Origin of the sequence: Exiguobacterium antarcticum DSM 14480, from assembly GCF_000685865.1 — a bacterium.
Lineage (GTDB): Bacteria > Bacillota > Bacilli > Exiguobacteriales > Exiguobacteriaceae > Exiguobacterium_A > Exiguobacterium_A antarcticum.
Genome location: NZ_JMKS01000002.1, coordinates 1 through 14829 on the forward strand (window position 1 = coordinate 1; position 14829 = coordinate 14829).

The 14829-nt window shown below is 47.7% G+C and carries 26 protein-coding genes; all 26 read left to right on the forward strand.

The window, feature by feature from the left end:
• Positions 1 to 173: 173 nt before the first annotated feature.
• Complete coding sequence (locus P404_RS0100865; protein ID WP_026829748.1) at positions 174 to 377, forward strand: helix-turn-helix domain-containing protein; 204 nt, start codon at positions 174 to 176, stop codon at positions 375 to 377.
• Complete coding sequence (locus P404_RS17970; RefSeq protein ID WP_051590441.1) at positions 370 to 879, forward strand: hypothetical protein; 510 nt, start codon at positions 370 to 372, stop codon at positions 877 to 879. Before P404_RS0100865 ends, P404_RS17970 begins: the two co-directional genes overlap by 8 nt.
• 78 nt (positions 880 to 957) lie before the next feature.
• A complete protein-coding gene (locus tag P404_RS0100875) occupies positions 958 to 1779 on the forward strand; it encodes a hypothetical protein (RefSeq protein WP_026829749.1) in 822 nt (273 codons plus the stop codon).
• A 20-nt stretch (positions 1780 to 1799) separates the two neighbouring features.
• Positions 1800 to 3983, forward strand: coding sequence for a DNA polymerase (locus P404_RS0100880; RefSeq protein ID WP_026829750.1), 2184 nt, complete (start codon positions 1800 to 1802; stop codon positions 3981 to 3983).
• Positions 3984 to 3997: 14 nt separating this feature from the next.
• Complete coding sequence (locus tag P404_RS0100885) at positions 3998 to 4225, forward strand: LexA family protein (RefSeq protein ID WP_026829751.1); 228 nt, start codon at positions 3998 to 4000, stop codon at positions 4223 to 4225.
• Positions 4222 to 4629, forward strand: coding sequence for a hypothetical protein (locus P404_RS0100890; RefSeq protein WP_026829752.1), 408 nt, complete (start codon positions 4222 to 4224; stop codon positions 4627 to 4629). The genes P404_RS0100885 and P404_RS0100890 overlap by 4 nt, the downstream gene beginning before the upstream one ends.
• 106 nt (positions 4630 to 4735) lie before the next feature.
• On the forward strand, positions 4736 to 5029 hold the full coding sequence (locus P404_RS0100900; protein WP_026829753.1) for a hypothetical protein: 294 nt from the start codon (positions 4736 to 4738) through the stop codon (positions 5027 to 5029).
• A gap of 44 nt (positions 5030 to 5073) precedes the next feature.
• A complete protein-coding gene (locus P404_RS0100905; RefSeq protein ID WP_150111963.1) occupies positions 5074 to 5322 on the forward strand; it encodes a hypothetical protein in 249 nt (82 codons plus the stop codon).
• 171 nt (positions 5323 to 5493) lie between these two features.
• Positions 5494 to 5742: a hypothetical protein gene (locus tag P404_RS0100910; protein WP_026829755.1), complete on the forward strand. Its 249-nt coding sequence runs from the start codon at positions 5494 to 5496 to the stop codon at positions 5740 to 5742.
• 477 nt (positions 5743 to 6219) lie between these two features.
• A complete protein-coding gene (locus tag P404_RS0100915; protein WP_026829756.1) occupies positions 6220 to 6441 on the forward strand; it encodes a hypothetical protein in 222 nt (73 codons plus the stop codon).
• Between the two features lie 5 nt (positions 6442 to 6446).
• Positions 6447 to 7088, forward strand: coding sequence for an ATP-binding protein (locus tag P404_RS0100920; protein WP_026829757.1), 642 nt, complete (start codon positions 6447 to 6449; stop codon positions 7086 to 7088).
• A gap of 15 nt (positions 7089 to 7103) precedes the next feature.
• Complete coding sequence (locus P404_RS18555) at positions 7104 to 7247, forward strand: hypothetical protein (RefSeq protein WP_162833759.1); 144 nt, start codon at positions 7104 to 7106, stop codon at positions 7245 to 7247.
• Between the two features lie 15 nt (positions 7248 to 7262).
• Complete coding sequence (locus tag P404_RS18560; protein ID WP_162833760.1) at positions 7263 to 7409, forward strand: hypothetical protein; 147 nt, start codon at positions 7263 to 7265, stop codon at positions 7407 to 7409.
• A 6-nt stretch (positions 7410 to 7415) separates the two neighbouring features.
• Positions 7416 to 8483 carry a hypothetical protein gene (locus tag P404_RS0100935; RefSeq protein WP_026829758.1) on the forward strand — a complete coding sequence of 356 codons (1068 nt, stop codon included), beginning with the start codon at positions 7416 to 7418 and terminating at the stop codon, positions 8481 to 8483.
• Between the two features lie 57 nt (positions 8484 to 8540).
• The gene (locus P404_RS0100940; RefSeq protein WP_026829759.1) at positions 8541 to 8768 is read left to right on the forward strand and encodes a hypothetical protein; all 228 of its coding nucleotides are present in this window, start codon (positions 8541 to 8543) and stop codon (positions 8766 to 8768) included.
• Entirely contained in the window at positions 8765 to 8947 is a 183-nt protein-coding gene (locus P404_RS0100945) for a hypothetical protein (RefSeq protein ID WP_026829760.1), read from the forward strand. The genes P404_RS0100940 and P404_RS0100945 overlap by 4 nt, the downstream gene beginning before the upstream one ends.
• Before the next feature lie 71 nt (positions 8948 to 9018).
• Entirely contained in the window at positions 9019 to 9477 is a 459-nt protein-coding gene (locus P404_RS17975; RefSeq protein WP_026829761.1) for a hypothetical protein, read from the forward strand.
• 1 nt (position 9478) lies between these two features.
• Positions 9479 to 9658 (forward strand): hypothetical protein, encoded by a 180-nt coding sequence (locus tag P404_RS0100955; protein WP_026829762.1) that lies wholly within the window; start codon positions 9479 to 9481, stop codon positions 9656 to 9658.
• The gene (locus P404_RS18565; protein ID WP_162833761.1) at positions 9655 to 9801 is read left to right on the forward strand and encodes a hypothetical protein; all 147 of its coding nucleotides are present in this window, start codon (positions 9655 to 9657) and stop codon (positions 9799 to 9801) included. Before P404_RS0100955 ends, P404_RS18565 begins: the two co-directional genes overlap by 4 nt.
• A 20-nt stretch (positions 9802 to 9821) precedes the next feature.
• Positions 9822 to 10100 carry a hypothetical protein gene (locus P404_RS17180; protein ID WP_034773900.1) on the forward strand — a complete coding sequence of 93 codons (279 nt, stop codon included), beginning with the start codon at positions 9822 to 9824 and terminating at the stop codon, positions 10098 to 10100.
• A complete protein-coding gene (locus P404_RS18140; RefSeq protein WP_026829763.1) occupies positions 10101 to 10844 on the forward strand; it encodes a hypothetical protein in 744 nt (247 codons plus the stop codon).
• A gap of 11 nt (positions 10845 to 10855) precedes the next feature.
• Positions 10856 to 11455 carry a lytic transglycosylase domain-containing protein gene (locus P404_RS19080; protein WP_081809552.1) on the forward strand — a complete coding sequence of 200 codons (600 nt, stop codon included), beginning with the start codon at positions 10856 to 10858 and terminating at the stop codon, positions 11453 to 11455.
• Positions 11455 to 11961: a hypothetical protein gene (locus P404_RS0100980; protein ID WP_026829764.1), complete on the forward strand. Its 507-nt coding sequence runs from the start codon at positions 11455 to 11457 to the stop codon at positions 11959 to 11961. The genes P404_RS19080 and P404_RS0100980 overlap by 1 nt, the downstream gene beginning before the upstream one ends.
• Before the next feature lie 12 nt (positions 11962 to 11973).
• Entirely contained in the window at positions 11974 to 12795 is an 822-nt protein-coding gene (locus tag P404_RS0100985) for a hypothetical protein (RefSeq protein WP_026829765.1), read from the forward strand.
• 3 nt (positions 12796 to 12798) lie between these two features.
• Entirely contained in the window at positions 12799 to 14376 is a 1578-nt protein-coding gene (locus P404_RS0100990) for a right-handed parallel beta-helix repeat-containing protein (protein ID WP_026829766.1), read from the forward strand.
• A 12-nt stretch (positions 14377 to 14388) separates the two neighbouring features.
• Positions 14389 to 14829, forward strand: a 441-nt coding sequence (locus tag P404_RS17190; RefSeq protein ID WP_150111964.1) for a M15 family metallopeptidase, incomplete at its 3' end; no start/stop codon positions are given.

The following is a 14829-nucleotide window of genomic DNA, read 5'->3' on the forward strand; positions in this document are numbered from 1 at the left end:
ATAGAAAAGTAAAATAATTACCAAACAGTCGTTCGTACATAAAATTCTTTTTCAGATTCTAGTTGACACCTACTGACACGGTTGTTATATTATGGACAGGAAGTGACACCAACGTACACCGAAGCACTCGGTCGGACAGCACGATCACTTCAATTTGAAAGGATGGGAGGCAAGTGGTCGAAAGGTTACTGACCATTAAAGAGGTCGCCGATTATCTACAAGTCAACGAACGAACAGTCACACGTTACATTAATTCAGGTGAGATCACGTCAATCAAGTTCGGCGGGCAGCGTCGGATCTCGAAACAAGCACTCGAGGATTTCATCAACCGTCATACAACTAAACCAACTATTAAAGGGGATCAATCAAATGACTAAACAAACTATTAACTACTCGGATACTGATACAGTTGAAAACACACTCGTACCTACAATCTCACGCGACGACGTGCGCGACGCGTTACCCGCTGAAGCTTTTAAACCGGAACATTTCACTGGACAAGGACAAGCACTTTTCTCAACGATGCCGGATACAGGTAAACGTGCGGAACGTATCAAGCTCTACAACGCGGTAGCAAATGCTGAGAAGAAAGTTTCTGACTTAATCGGTGAAACGATCACGGTCGTACACATGGTCGCACATCCTACTACAATGCTTGACGAACAAACTAGTGAACTACGTGACTTGACTCGCGTCGTACTGATCGGGCCTAAAGGCGAATCGTACCACTCAATGAGTAACGGTGTCGTTCAGTCGATGAAACGTATTTGTGACATCGTCGGTGCTGGACCATGGGAAGATGAGCCACTAGTCATCAAGGTGAAACAAATCAACACGCAAGCCGGTAACCGCACATTCAACCTTGAGTTGATTGGATAACAAAACGTCACACGATAATCACAAGTGAAGCGCTCCTAGCAGGGCGCTTTTATTTCTATCTAAGAAAGCGGTGACGGCATGAACAAGCGGCAGCGGAAGAAACAGGTCAAGCAGCAGAAGATCAGTTCCCTCACGCGTCGCGACGTTGATAGAAGGAAGGCGCGAGAACTCGCTCGTCCGTCCAAGGAACGTGAGTACAAAAGAACGATTACCACGTTCAAGACAAAAGAAAAGCGTGAAGCCCGGTTTCAAACGTTACTGGATGCAGGGTACACGCGCTCGGAGGCGCACAAGCTAAAGAGTCGAAGCGATGCGAATATCAAGAAGCTCGCTAGTCAGAAGCAACGATCGTCGCGCGCGAAAGCGTTACGGGAACAGAAGTACACGCGACTTATCACGGCCGGTCTACCGGAGCGAGAAGCAAAAGCGTTATCCGGTAAGTCCTGGGACGTGGTCCGTAAAGCAGAACGGGAATCGAAAGGGTACGGATCGTACTTGATCGTGAGTTATAAGGAGAAGACGGAACAGTACAGTCAGCAGGACATCAACGATTTTAAGATGGGCTATAAGCGTGACAAGCGTTCGACCAGTGCAAAGATGGATTCGGCCATCGGGATGCTAACAGAAGAGTTTGGTTACATCGGGGACTATAAGATGTCCGCAACCGACGATGCAGACCGAACGACGCGTTATCATTACGGACTCGGTTATCATCAACTGTATCGCGGTAAGGGTGAGAACTACGGACCGCTCGTGACGCTCATCGATCAAATGATGGTGCTGCTGTACAAACCGTATGAGAAGTATGAGTTTATCCGGGAGCTTGTGAAACACTTACGGATGCTCGACAGTGAGAAGGCACATGTCAACGCGGACCGCATTGCAGACGTCTTCTTATAAAACGTAAGGGACGTGTCAGCATGGCAAAGAAGAAACAACAAATAGAAGAGAAGCCGTTACGTCTCCTCACGCTGGATACGGAAACGCGCGGTTTGTTTGGTGAAGTGTTCCGGGTCGGTTTGTACGACGGCGAGACGTATTATAGCGGTTACACGTTTCCGGAAATCTATCCGATCATCCAAGACCTTTCGACACGTTGGGAATGTCACGTGTACGTTCACAACTTAGATTTTGATCTGGCGAAAATTGCAAAGGACTTCATCACGAATGAAATGGTTCTCGACTTGAAGAAAGCGGTCGCGATCAATAACCAGTTCATCGTGTTGCCATCGGAGCATATGATTTTACACGATAGTTTACGGATACTTCCGATGTCACTGGAACGGATCACGAAATCGTTTGGACTCGACAAAGAGGGAAAGATTGATTTATCGGACTACCTGAAGACGACACCGTACGCGGTGTATAAGGAAGACGGAACACTCGATAAACGGAAGTCCCAAGGGAAATACTTTGAGAACGTGGACCCGGATGAACCGATGTTGAACGAATACCTGGAGATGGATTGTCGGTCTCTTCATACGGTACTCACGATGATTATGGAAATCGCGCACATGTCACTCGAAGATTTTGTACGGTGTCCGACTGCTGCCAGTCTATCCATGAGTGTCTATAAGGCACAGCAACCGGACGAATACGAAGATGCCACGTCAAGTAACTATTACGGGGCGACGGGTGAAATGATGGAAGAGTTTGTGCGACGCGCGTATTACGGCGGGCGGACGGAAGTCTTTACCCCACAACTCGAAGACGGGTATCACTATGACGTGAATAGTCTGTATCCTCACGTGATGAAAGAAAACGAATTTCCGATTGGTTACTATGAACATATTTACGATCCGGAGAAAGCACGGACGAATTACCGGTTTTGGAAGAAGTACCGGAAAGGTGCAGGGATCGCGGAAGCAAACGTCACCGTTCCTGACATGCACATCCCACCGTTACCGACGCGAGTCGAACACGGGAAACTCGAAAACAAGTTGTTGTTTCCAGTCGGGAGCTTCACTGGAGTATGGACGTATGACGAACTCGAAAAAGCGGAGCAACTCGGGTGTACGGTCGAAGTCACGCAAACAACGTACTGGTATAAGACGGCTCCTGTATTCAAAGAGTTTGTCGGGTACTGGGAAGACATCAAGAAGAACGCGGAAGGTGCAAAACGTGAATTCTCGAAGCTCGTACAGAACTCGTTATATGGAAAGTTCGGGATGCGGCGAGAACGTGAGACACTGGCACCGTATGCGATGCGGGATGAACTGGAAGACAAGGACGAGCTGTTTGATACGTTCTATCATACAGAACTCGACATGCGGTTCCTGACGCACATCACGAAATCGAAAGCGAAATATATCCAGCCTCATATCGCGGTATTCGTCACGAGCAAAGCACGACTGTTGTTACTGGACGGATTACTTCAGCAAGAAAAAGCCGGAAGCGTATCTTATTGTGATACGGATTCCATCGCCGGTACAGCCGTGATGCCGGACGACATGGTGCATAAAGATGATTACGGTAAATGGAAACTGGAGAACACGATCAAGCAGGGAATTTTCTTGCAGCCGAAATTGTACGCGGAGATCAAGGGTGACGGGAAGACGGTCATCAAGGGAAAGGGTATCCCCGGTGAGAAACTGGAGGACATCACGTTTACGAACTATGAAGAGTGGCTGCACACGATGGGAGCCAAGAAACAAGATTCGATTCATCTCTATGATGGGTACGAGTCACGTCAGAAGTTCGTCACGTTACTGAAGGCGAACAAAGACTTTGACAGCAAGGTCGTGTTACGCAAGACAATCAATTTACTCAATGAGCAAAAGCGGGTGATGGATTACGTGAACAACACAAGCCGTCCTCACAATCTCGACACGTACGAAGAATACAGTCCATCGGAAGTCCAGGAGATACTCGCGTATACGTATCTCGATGACGACGTGGATCAGTTAAAAGAATTCGTGAAAGAGATCGGACACATTCGGATACCCGCACAAAAGACAAGTCGCTTCCGTTTTGAATACGAGCAGATGAGTCGGAGTGTGCGGATCAAGTATTTCCGAAAGGAGGGTAGGCTTGATCTCGATAGTTTTGCAGAAGCCATTGGTTGGGAAGTCAATGAGTTGGTTGAAGAGTTACGGATGAGTTGAGGGAGGAAACGGAATTGAGCGAACGCACAAAAGAGGTTTTAGATTACGTCTACGAGCATTATGTACACGAGGGTTACATGCCGACGATACGCACGATCGGGAAGGATTTACACATGTCGTATCAACGCGCTCATCAACACATGAAGAAACTAGAAGAAGCCGGACACGTCAAGTACCTGGGACGTTACTGTCTCCCTGTCTTGAAGCAACCGACTATCGAAAAGAAAGCGGTGATCGCATGAACGCACGCAATCAGATTTTATTAAATGAATGGTTGGACGCCCAACACGATAACTACGTGTTAAACGCGGCTCCTGCACAAGCAGCAGTGATACGGTCCGTACAATCCAAGCTGGCCGGCTTGAATGGTGTACAAGCGTCCTCCCATCTGACACGACTGAGTACGATTGATTTTCTACAACCGTATACAGCCACTTTCGTTTGTTCGTTTGATAGCAGTCAAACGAGCAAATCGTTTTCGACACTATCCGAAGCACTCGATCATATTCGACATACGGAATTGTATGTCGGTGACTATTATACCGCAAATCTGTACCACCAAGGCAACAAAGTTATGACCCGCAAACAGATTGAAAAAGAGATTCAGTATGTAACGTTTGCGAGCAAGGCTGGTGTTTCGTCATGACGCCGATGGAAACCATCATGTTACTTGTTACCCTGAACGGCATGTTAGTAATCGGTTTTGTTGCGGGGAAGTTCTCAAACCATCCAACGTTTCGAGGTGAAAAATAATGGTTTACATTGTACCCTTGACGAAGCTTGATAAGGTCGAGATCATGTTATACACGATTGAAGAGATTCAGAAGGACACGGAACGGTTACATGATACAATAGAAGAAAATGACAAGTATGGAAGTCGTCGCACAACGGAAATGATTCGTTCCCGGTTGCTGGTCACCATGCAGTTCGCAAAGGAGATTTACGATGTCAAAGGTCGGTTTCGTGATCGCTGTAGGTTCGATATTCGCGATTCGCTTTGTCGTCCACCTGATAACTTAATTTTACTTTTCTTCTATATTAAGTAACTCGGTCGCGAGACCTATTTAGAAGGAACGAAAGGATGATAGTGATGAATGAATACGAGAAACTCTATCATCATGTAATGAATCGACGTAATCGCTTTTCTCAAAAATTTCATACTCACGTTGTATATGTAGGAAGAAAAGAGTGGACTCTTATATGTGACAATCATACTGATTTTGGGGATGAACGTATTCCTAAAAGTAAGTGTCGATTGGATGGTTGTGAAGTAATGATGGTGAATGAAGATTCTCATTTTGCAATCGGGATTGTGCTTGATCCTAAAAGTATGTTTTAAAGCCTGGCTCACGCGTAACGCGTGGGCTTTTTCTTTTTCTCAAAAACTAGACGGGTGTCAAGTTATGGTAACGCACGTAACGCGTTACTCTGTTAGTAGGAACGACAGCCGATCAACGATTGATCCCCTGCGGTGTTGGTCGTTCCTATTCCCTTTAAGGAGGACACCTACATGCCTGAAGAAGAAACAAACGATACAGCAACAAACGAGGAGGAACCGAAGTGGCTACAAACCTTGATGAACAAAATCGACTCACTGAAACCGGAAGCACAGGAGGAAACGGACCCGATCGAGACAGTCAAAGTTCCACTGATTCCCGATCCGATTCCGGACGTACCGGACGAGGACGAGGACGAGGACGAGGACGAGGACGAGGAACCGGCACCACCGAAGAAAAGCTTCCTAAGCTGGCTCCTGTAAGTGAACCGAAACCGGTCACGGTAGATATACCCGGAGAATCACCTGAAGAGAAGAAAGCCCGTAACGCTGCCAAACAAAAGGCGTACCGGGAACGAAAGAAAGCGGAAAAAGAAACGGGTACGAAGAAAACTGCTCCGAAGAAGGCGACGGCTTCAAAGAAGTCACCGGTCCTCGACAGTAGCAGCCTACACGTCAAAGCGATGCTATCGGCATTGTTCGGCGTCGTCGCATCCCGTGAAGGAATGGAAGTATGGGCTTTATCCGAAGCAGAAATCGATTCCATCGTTAATCCGTTAACGAACATGATGGCGAAGAACGACGCCGTCGGTCAAGCACTCGAACAACATGGGGATGCGCTCGCACTCGTTATGGCCGTAACGGTGATAGCTCTACCACGTGTGATGGCGATGCAACAATTGAAGAAACTAAAAGCACCAGTCGTGACGTTACCGTCTACGGTGCGGAAGGGAGAAAAGAATGGAACTGACAGAACTCAACCTCGAACCGAAAGCAACAGTCAAGGAACGCCTGGAAGTCGTAACGGGGCAAATCCTAACGAAAGCGCCGTTTCACATTCAAGCGTTAGCGAAACCCTTTCTAGCCACTTATCTGCACTCAGCTACTGACGAGGACATGGAGACGAACACGAAACATGCCCTTGCAGCAGTAAAAGACATCATCGCTTACATCGAAGGGTGACGCGTATGTCATTCATCGGTACGGACGAACATGTTTTCATTGCCGGCATGACCGGTTCCGGAAAGTCCGTTACGGCGGAACATTACCTAGCCGGTTACGATCACGTCATTAAACTCGATACGAAAGATGAAGTCTCCGAACGGCGACGCAAGAAGCTACCGTTATGGAAAGGACTTCAAGAGGGGAAGGACTACGTCGTGATCACACGTTTAGCAGAACTGGATCACATCGAAACGCACAAGGTCATTTACGTTCCGGATATTGATGAACAGTCACTCGAACATTACAACGCTCTTTTCAAGTGGGTGTACGAGCGACAGAACACGATTCTTTGGATTGATGAATTGATGAGTGTGGCGGACAATCCTTCCCGTTACCCTCCCTATCTCAAAGCGCTCTACACACGCGGTCGCTCACGTGACGCTGTGGTATGGGCGCTTACGCAACGGCCGATGGACATTCCCACCATCGTTATGGCCAACTCCACGCACTTCTTCATCTATAACCTCAACATGCCTCAAGACCGGGAGAAAGTGGCAAAGGCTACCGGTTACCCCGAATTTTACGATTTGCCTGGAAAGTATGTATTTTGGTATCTCAACATCACAGCAGCCGTTCCTCCTGTTCGTGGTCAACTCGATCTGTAAAGGAGGTGAAACCAAATGGACTCATCTAAATTCGGTGGCGTCGGTATCATCAATATGATCGTTATCGCGTTATTCGTTATGCTCTTCATCGTCATGGCAAAAGTCGCACTGACGAAGAAGCCTATCGCCGGTGTATCAGAATTTGTTCATACCATTTAAAGGAGGTGAAACAGTATGGGTTCAATCCGACTCGGCTCACCTTCCTGGTGGGTATCCATGTTCATTAACGTATTCATCACGATGGTGTTCATTTACATCATCAAAAAAGCTTCAGTAAAATACGACATCCCTGTCGTCAAAAATATTGCTCAGGAGGTTTAATCAAACATGGCTCAACAAGCACAACTCACACCGCAACAACGCGGTCAATTATTCGCACAGGGTACGCGACAAAATCGTCAATCGATCCCTGCTAAGTCTGCGACGTCAGAGCTTGACACACTGACGTTTGATTTACCAAAAGCACGCTTGCTATCGAAAGTGGTTCTTCACATCGAAGCTGTCGTCAACGTCAAGGCGACAACCGGGACAACGGTCCCGCTCGCTTCAACGGGTGGTTACGAATTGTTCCGTCGTGTATCAGTGGACTTGAACAACGGTTTCTCTCCTTATATCCTCGGAGGTCGTGCGCTCTACCACATGTCCTTGTTACGGATCAATCCGGACGTCATCATGCCTCAAGCAAGCGTACGCGGTGTCAACTACATCGAACGTGCTGCAAGTGTTGCAGGTGTCGATAACAAAGTACGCTTCAGTGTCGAGTTACCACTCACACTCAATGACCGTGACCCGGTCGGTTTGATCTTGCTGCAAAACAACGAAACGAACGTCCAGGTCAAACTCGATCTCGACAGTGTCGCGAAGATTTACAAACTCAACGCTGCGAACGGAGAAGTCGCAACGTTCAAATCCGTCAAGGTGCAACCGGTTCTCGAAACGTACAGCATCCCGGTTATGAAAGAAGCGTTCCCGGACATCTCGGTCCTTAAATTGGTATCAGAGAAGTCAGAGACAGTTCAGGGTGGCGGTCAAACCATCGTCCGTTTGAACACAGGTAACACTTACCGTCGTATCGCGTTCTACGTCGAAGACGCTGCAGGTGTCCCGTTCACGGAAGAAGACTTCTCCGGTAACATCGAACTCGTGTTCAACCAAGCCGACATTCCGTATTCGGAACCGGCCATCTCCCTCTCTCACCTCGCACACCGTCAACTTGGTTACCCTCTCCCTGCTGGAGTATTCGTGTTCGACTTCACGTATCAAGGATTCCCGTCTTACGGTGGATCACGTGACTACATCGACACGCAGCGTCTCACAGAGTTTTGGTTACGATTCAACTCAACGAAAGCCGGTAAGGTTACGATCGTATCGGAAACGTTATCTCAATTAGTCTAATCACAATCCGGGGAGCGTTTTGGCGCTCCCTTTACTATCAGAAGGAGTGAACAGAATATGCCACAAAATGGATTGCATCACTACATGGCGGATCTCTATCCGGGCGCAGGTATCTCGACGGAAATGGAAACGCTCATGGAACCGGAAGAACAAATGCACATGGTCGATGACCAGGAACTTGCAGCGAAGAACCCGGCAACCGTTACACCGGAAACGAATAAAGGCGTATGGCTCGGTGTCATCGCGATCGTCTGTATCATCGCGGCATTAGGAGGTCGTAAATGATGGACCAGTATGTTCAAGTGGTTTCATCTATCGGCTTCCCGGCAGCTATGTGTTTCTATTTTATGTTCAACACGCAAAAGACCCTGGACGCGTTACGGACAACTGTCGAACAAAACACACTGGCGACACGAGAGTTAATGCTCACGCTCGCGCGTGCGAAAGGTGATGACGCGGCATGAGTAAGACACTCGTACTCGTTCTGATCATCATCGCGTTTTGGTTCTTCATCTCACGAAAGAAGTGATGACACATGGAAAGAGGAATGGCATTTTTAATCGGAGCCATCGGAATCATTTGGTTGATCTTGGACGACTTCTATGGAAAAGGACGTGTCACGTCGATGGCCAACAAAATTGCAGAAGGGGCGAAAATCCCTTCAGCCGGTGACATTGCAAGTGATGTCGTCGATACGGTCAAAGACAACGCGGATTTGATCAAAGACAAAGTCGAAAACATTCCCGGTGTCGGGGCGGTCGTCAATGGTGGAAAGAAAGCCATCACGGACCCGTACGAACTGGGGAAAGACGCGGCAAAACGCTGGGAAATCATTCTCGGTTTAAAAGGGGACAAAGCGAAAGAAAAGTTAATGGAGAAGGACAAACAGGAATTGCTTGACCTGCTGCCGGACTTTAAGCTCCCCGACATTCCGAAATTCGGAGCGTTACCCGCCTTACCTTCCTTACCCGGCTTCAACCTAGGAGGGAAATGACATGCAAGAATTCACACGCCAGTTACCCTTCATCGTCGCGTTTCTCATCGCGATCCTCTTCATTCAAATGATGATGGGAGAGAAGGTAACGAACTACCTGCTTGTCCTGGTCCTTGCCGGCATGGTCGTCAAGAACTCGGACAAAGTAACTAAACTATTGAATGGAGTGACATCACTATGAATAAAGTATTTGACGTAATCGGTGGAATGGGCTTACTCATCATGCTCTATCTCTTCCTATCGAACGGGAAACAAACGACGTCGATCATCAACTCGGTCGCCGGTAACTCAATCAAAGGAATCAAAACGTTACAAGGACGTTAATCACTAAAGGAGGGCTTACGATGGAAGATACCTTATATCGTTCCCTCCTCAATGCACAAGGGTACAAAGCGTTGAAGGAACCGATTGAGGAACCTTCAGCGCGCCTCGGTGTTGGGGAAGCGGAAGAAAAAGGTTCATTGAAACTACTCGTCGAGTATAAAAACAAGCGTCCCGTTGCGGTCACGCCGATGCTCGATGAACGGGCTTACCAACTGACCGGCTATACGGCTCAGGATACGTTAAGCGAGAAAGACTTTCCAAGCTCCTTCTATTTAGGACCCACGACTGGAGGTTATTAAATGGAAGCACCATTCAAAGCGCCGGGAGGCGGAAAGAAAAAACTCGACAACAAGAAAGTCATGTTTCTCGCGGTAGGTGGAATCATCGTCGTCGTACTCGTCTTGATGCGACGTCCTGCCGCAAGTAACCCGGATGCTCCGACAGCTTACGTCGCAGCGGACGGTTACGAGAACTTTGGACAGTCAAACGGGATTGGAGTTGAACAAGTCGATGCGCGAGTAGACACGGCGCTCAATGCAGCCCTTGCCTCACTCGAAGCCGACAACAACGCCAGCATGAACGGTTACTTCCAAACGACGAACGACTACATCAAGGATCGTGACGAAGCGTATGCGAAGCAACTGAAGAAGCTTGCTGCCGATAACAAGAAACTCAACACGGAACTCGATCAACAAGAAAAAATCGACAAGGCCCAAGCGGACGCGTTGAAGAAGCTTCAAGCGAAGAAGCCCATCAAAGCCCAACCGACAACACCGATCAAGAACCCGATTCGGACGACGCCGAAGAAACCGGTCAAAGCCCAACCGACGACAAGCTTCAAGAACGTCAAAATCAATTACTCCGGTAACTCGATTGTCGATGCCTTGAAGAAAGCCGGTATCGGGTCCACGATGACGAACCGGGCAGAGATTGCTGCCGGTAACGGAATCAAAGGATATCGGGGAACCGCTTCACAAAACACGGCTCTCCTGAAAAAAGCGAAAGCCGGTAAGTTACGTATCACACCGTCGATGCGGAAGTAAGAGGTGATCACATGGCACAAGTCAACGCAGGGTCAAACAGCTATGACGCCTATATCGCGGCTGCCGCGAAACAGTACGATGTACCGGAAAAATTAATTCGTGCCATCATCACGCAAGAGTCACGCTGGAACCCGAACGCCCGCAGCGGCGTCGGGGCTGGCGGTCTCATGCAATTGATGCCGAAAACGGCTATCGGTCTCGGTGTCAATAACGTGTATGATCCGAAACAAAACATCATGGGTGGTACGAAATATATCAGTCAGATGCTAAAGAAATATAACGGTGACGTCAGTCTCGCACTGGCCGCCTATAACGCGGGAGAAGGGAACGTCGCGAAGTATGGCGGAATTCCACCGTTTGCCGAAACGAAAGATTACGTCAAGAAAGTCCTCGGTTTCTATAACGGAGATACGTCAATTCCCTCACCTTCAGGTAGCTCCAGTTCAACGGCTGCACCGTCAAACGATGGTCTCATTTCTTCTATTGTACGGGGAGTCTTCATCGTCCTCTTGATCGTGTTCCTGTTCTTGCTCCTATTCATGGCCTTCCCTTCTATCGCGAACGTCACACCAGTTGGTAAAGCCGTCAAGGTCGCAAAGGCGGTGACGTGATGCTAGGAGTAACGGAATCAACCGCCAGTCAGAAAGCGTACGATTACGCGAAAACGTTAGGTCTCACGTTGACAAGTGGAAAACGGAACCCGGGTGATTTTGGTGTCCCCGTACAATATGACTTCCACGGTCAAGGTCGTGCCTATGATTTTGCCGGCTCTCAAACAGCCATGAACCTATTCGCGAAATGGGCGAAAGCGTCCGGTCTGTTTGCCGAAGTCTTATGGCAAGTTCCTGGACATTATGATCACGTTCACGTCGGTTGGGGCAAAACACTCTACACCGGTCACGAGAATGAAACGTATGTCGGGAACAAGAAATACATCCCTCGTAAGTACACGGAAGGGGACAACGGGGGAATGATGGACCTCCCCATCAACCAACCCTCTAAAAAAGAAACAACCGGTTGGGTCTCCGTCGGTATCCGTACCCTCATCATCGTCGTCCTCGCGATCGCCGCGTTCTTATTCCTCGTCGGTAGTTTCCCTACTGAAAAAATTATGTGAAGGAGTGTCACAATGGCAGACATTCAATTATCCACCTACCGCGAACAACAAGTCACCATCCTACCCGGTCAAACCTTTACGGTTCAATTCTCCGATACGATGCCGAACCATTACTACATCAATAACCTATCGACTTCAGACGTCTACCTCGGTATCACGATGCTGCCGAACACGGAACGGTATGACCTCTATATCGGACCGTCGGAGCAAAAGATTACCGGTCGTGACAAAGGAACACAACAAATCTACCTGTTCAACGCGTCACCAAACGCCGCAACGATTATGCTCACGACGTTTACGAAAGCGTTTGACCCCACCATCCTGATTAGCGCATCGGTCCAAGGAGGGACCACGTCACGTCCTTCCAGTAACGTCATCACCGGGTTTACGGCTGCACTACCAAACGGGTTTAACAAAATTGGACGGGTAGACGTAGAATCACTTCCGGAACTTCCGGCCGGTAACAAAACCATCGGTAAGGTCATCATCCAAGAACCCGTCATCATCGGTTCCATGCCTCCGATTGAAGTCACCAATGATCCAGTGCGGGCGTATCATCACATGTTTGATGGTCCTGTCTCGACAACCGAAGTCATCGTCGATTGTACCCCGCGTAACATGACACGGATCAGTTACATCATCAATGACGATGAGACCAACGATTTGTATCTCGCTTTCAATGAAGACGTACTCACAACAGTGCCTGGCAATGGTTACAACGGAGTCATCCGATTAAAGCCGGGTGAAAGCCTGACAGACCTCAATCGTATGTCAAGCAAAGTAAAATTCCTACGTATCGCCGGTAACGGTACGGTACGTATGTTAGGAGTGTAATCAATGGGTCTACGATTTAATGCTCTCGCTCTCATAAAGAAAAATCAAGAAGAAAACGCCTACCCGGTAAAAGGAAAGGGTGACGGGATCACCGATGACACCGAAGCGTTTAACCAAGCGCTATCGATTAGTGATGTCGTCTATGTCCCTAAAGGTAAAACGTATCTCATTGGAAACGTTATCGTCGATGGTAAGAAAATAATCGGTCACGGGAAAATTAAAAAAATGAACAGCGCTGAATGTGCGTTCCATTTGAAAGGTAATGAAGCTACGATTGAGGGATTAATCTTTATAGCTCAAGCGTCAGTAGGTCAACCGAATACAGATATTAAATTAGGTGAAGGTGCTAAAAACTGTAAAATCTTTAACAATACATTTTTATCACCGATCTATTCCGCGATTGCAGGAGCCGTTGATACCTTGCAGGGTGGTGTTCCGTATGCAACAAATGCAAGCGGTGTTCTCATCTCATCAAATGTATTTAAAGGACCGTATGCAAGACCGATGCACCTGCACAGTATCGACAACCTTACCATTGAAACTAATATCATTCGGGATTGTAATTATGATGCCATCCGGTTACGCGAGAACGATGGGTACTGCATCATTAACGCCAACCAGTTCATTAACATTGGTGACCCTGCATGGGTTGACGATCAAACACGAGACGCAGTAGATACGTACTGGTCAGGAGATACATTAACCATTACAAACAACATCGTCAGAAAAACAGCGTTTGCCGGTTTTGATATTAAAGGTATTGTCGGTTCAAACATGTCAAGACGTATCATCATTAGTAACAATCAAATACAGGATACGCGCTACAACGGTATTCACATTTACGGTGACGTTGACAACAACTTGTTATATCTTGATTCGGTCATTATCAGCGACAACATTATCACAGGGTGTAATCAAAACAAAAACGCTTCAGGGTCTCATGGTATCCATTTAAAAGGGTGCGCTAAATATGTCAACATCCATGACAACATCGTGACCTCTTGTTTTGGAAGAGGAATCTTTGTAAATAACGCATACGCCGGTTCCATACAAAAAAGTTTTAAAGTGTCAGGTAACCTTTGTGTAAACAACGGTATTCAAAACGTAACAGGTGATGCAGAAGCTGGAATAAACATTACCGGTGTAGACGGAGTCATTTTAACGAACAACATTTGTGAGAATGATCCTACTCTACCAAACCCCTACCAAGCGGTTGGTATCTATATGAGAACTACCGATACATCTGTTACACCAAGTAAGACTGGACTTGTCTCTGAAAATATCTGTCGAAACAATTTAGTGAAGCAACTGTATACCGATTTAAGCGGTAACCGCGCCGACAACATCGCCGTGTTCAAAGACAATGTGCAATCCGGAGTCGGTGCTATAAACCGTCCGTCATGGCAGGATCAACGGAGTACCTTCTTTGGTTCCACACCTCCAGCAGTAGGGGACGGAGCATTTAGACAAGGTGATATTATCTTTAATGTCGGAGCGGCTTCAAACGGTAAAATCGGATGGGTATGCACCGCAAGCGGTAACCCAGGTACATGGAAAGCATTTGGAACAATCGACGCATAAGGAGGAAAACATATGTATTACAACACACGGAATCACAAGACGATTGCAGAGCTTGCCCCTCACACACGATCGGCAGCACTCAAGTTATATGAGTACGGTATCAAGATTGGACTGGAAATCTTGATCTATGACGCACGTCGGACAATTGAGGAACAACGAAGAAACGTTGACAACGGTGTAAGCTGGACAATGAAGAGTTACCACCTATGCGGCCAGGCCCTCGACTTTGTTCCGGTCAAGAATGGGAAGGCCGACTGGAACGGCTACAATCATCCCCTCGTCATCAAGTGGATAGAATACGCCATCCGGTTAGGATTCGAGTGGGGCGGGAGCTGGAAGAATGCAGTCGATAAACCTCACCTTCAGTTCGAGTACCTCGGGTACGGTACGGACGAAAAATCAAGTGCTGCCACGAAGCCGGTAACAAAGCCAGTTGTTACTAAGAAGCCGGTA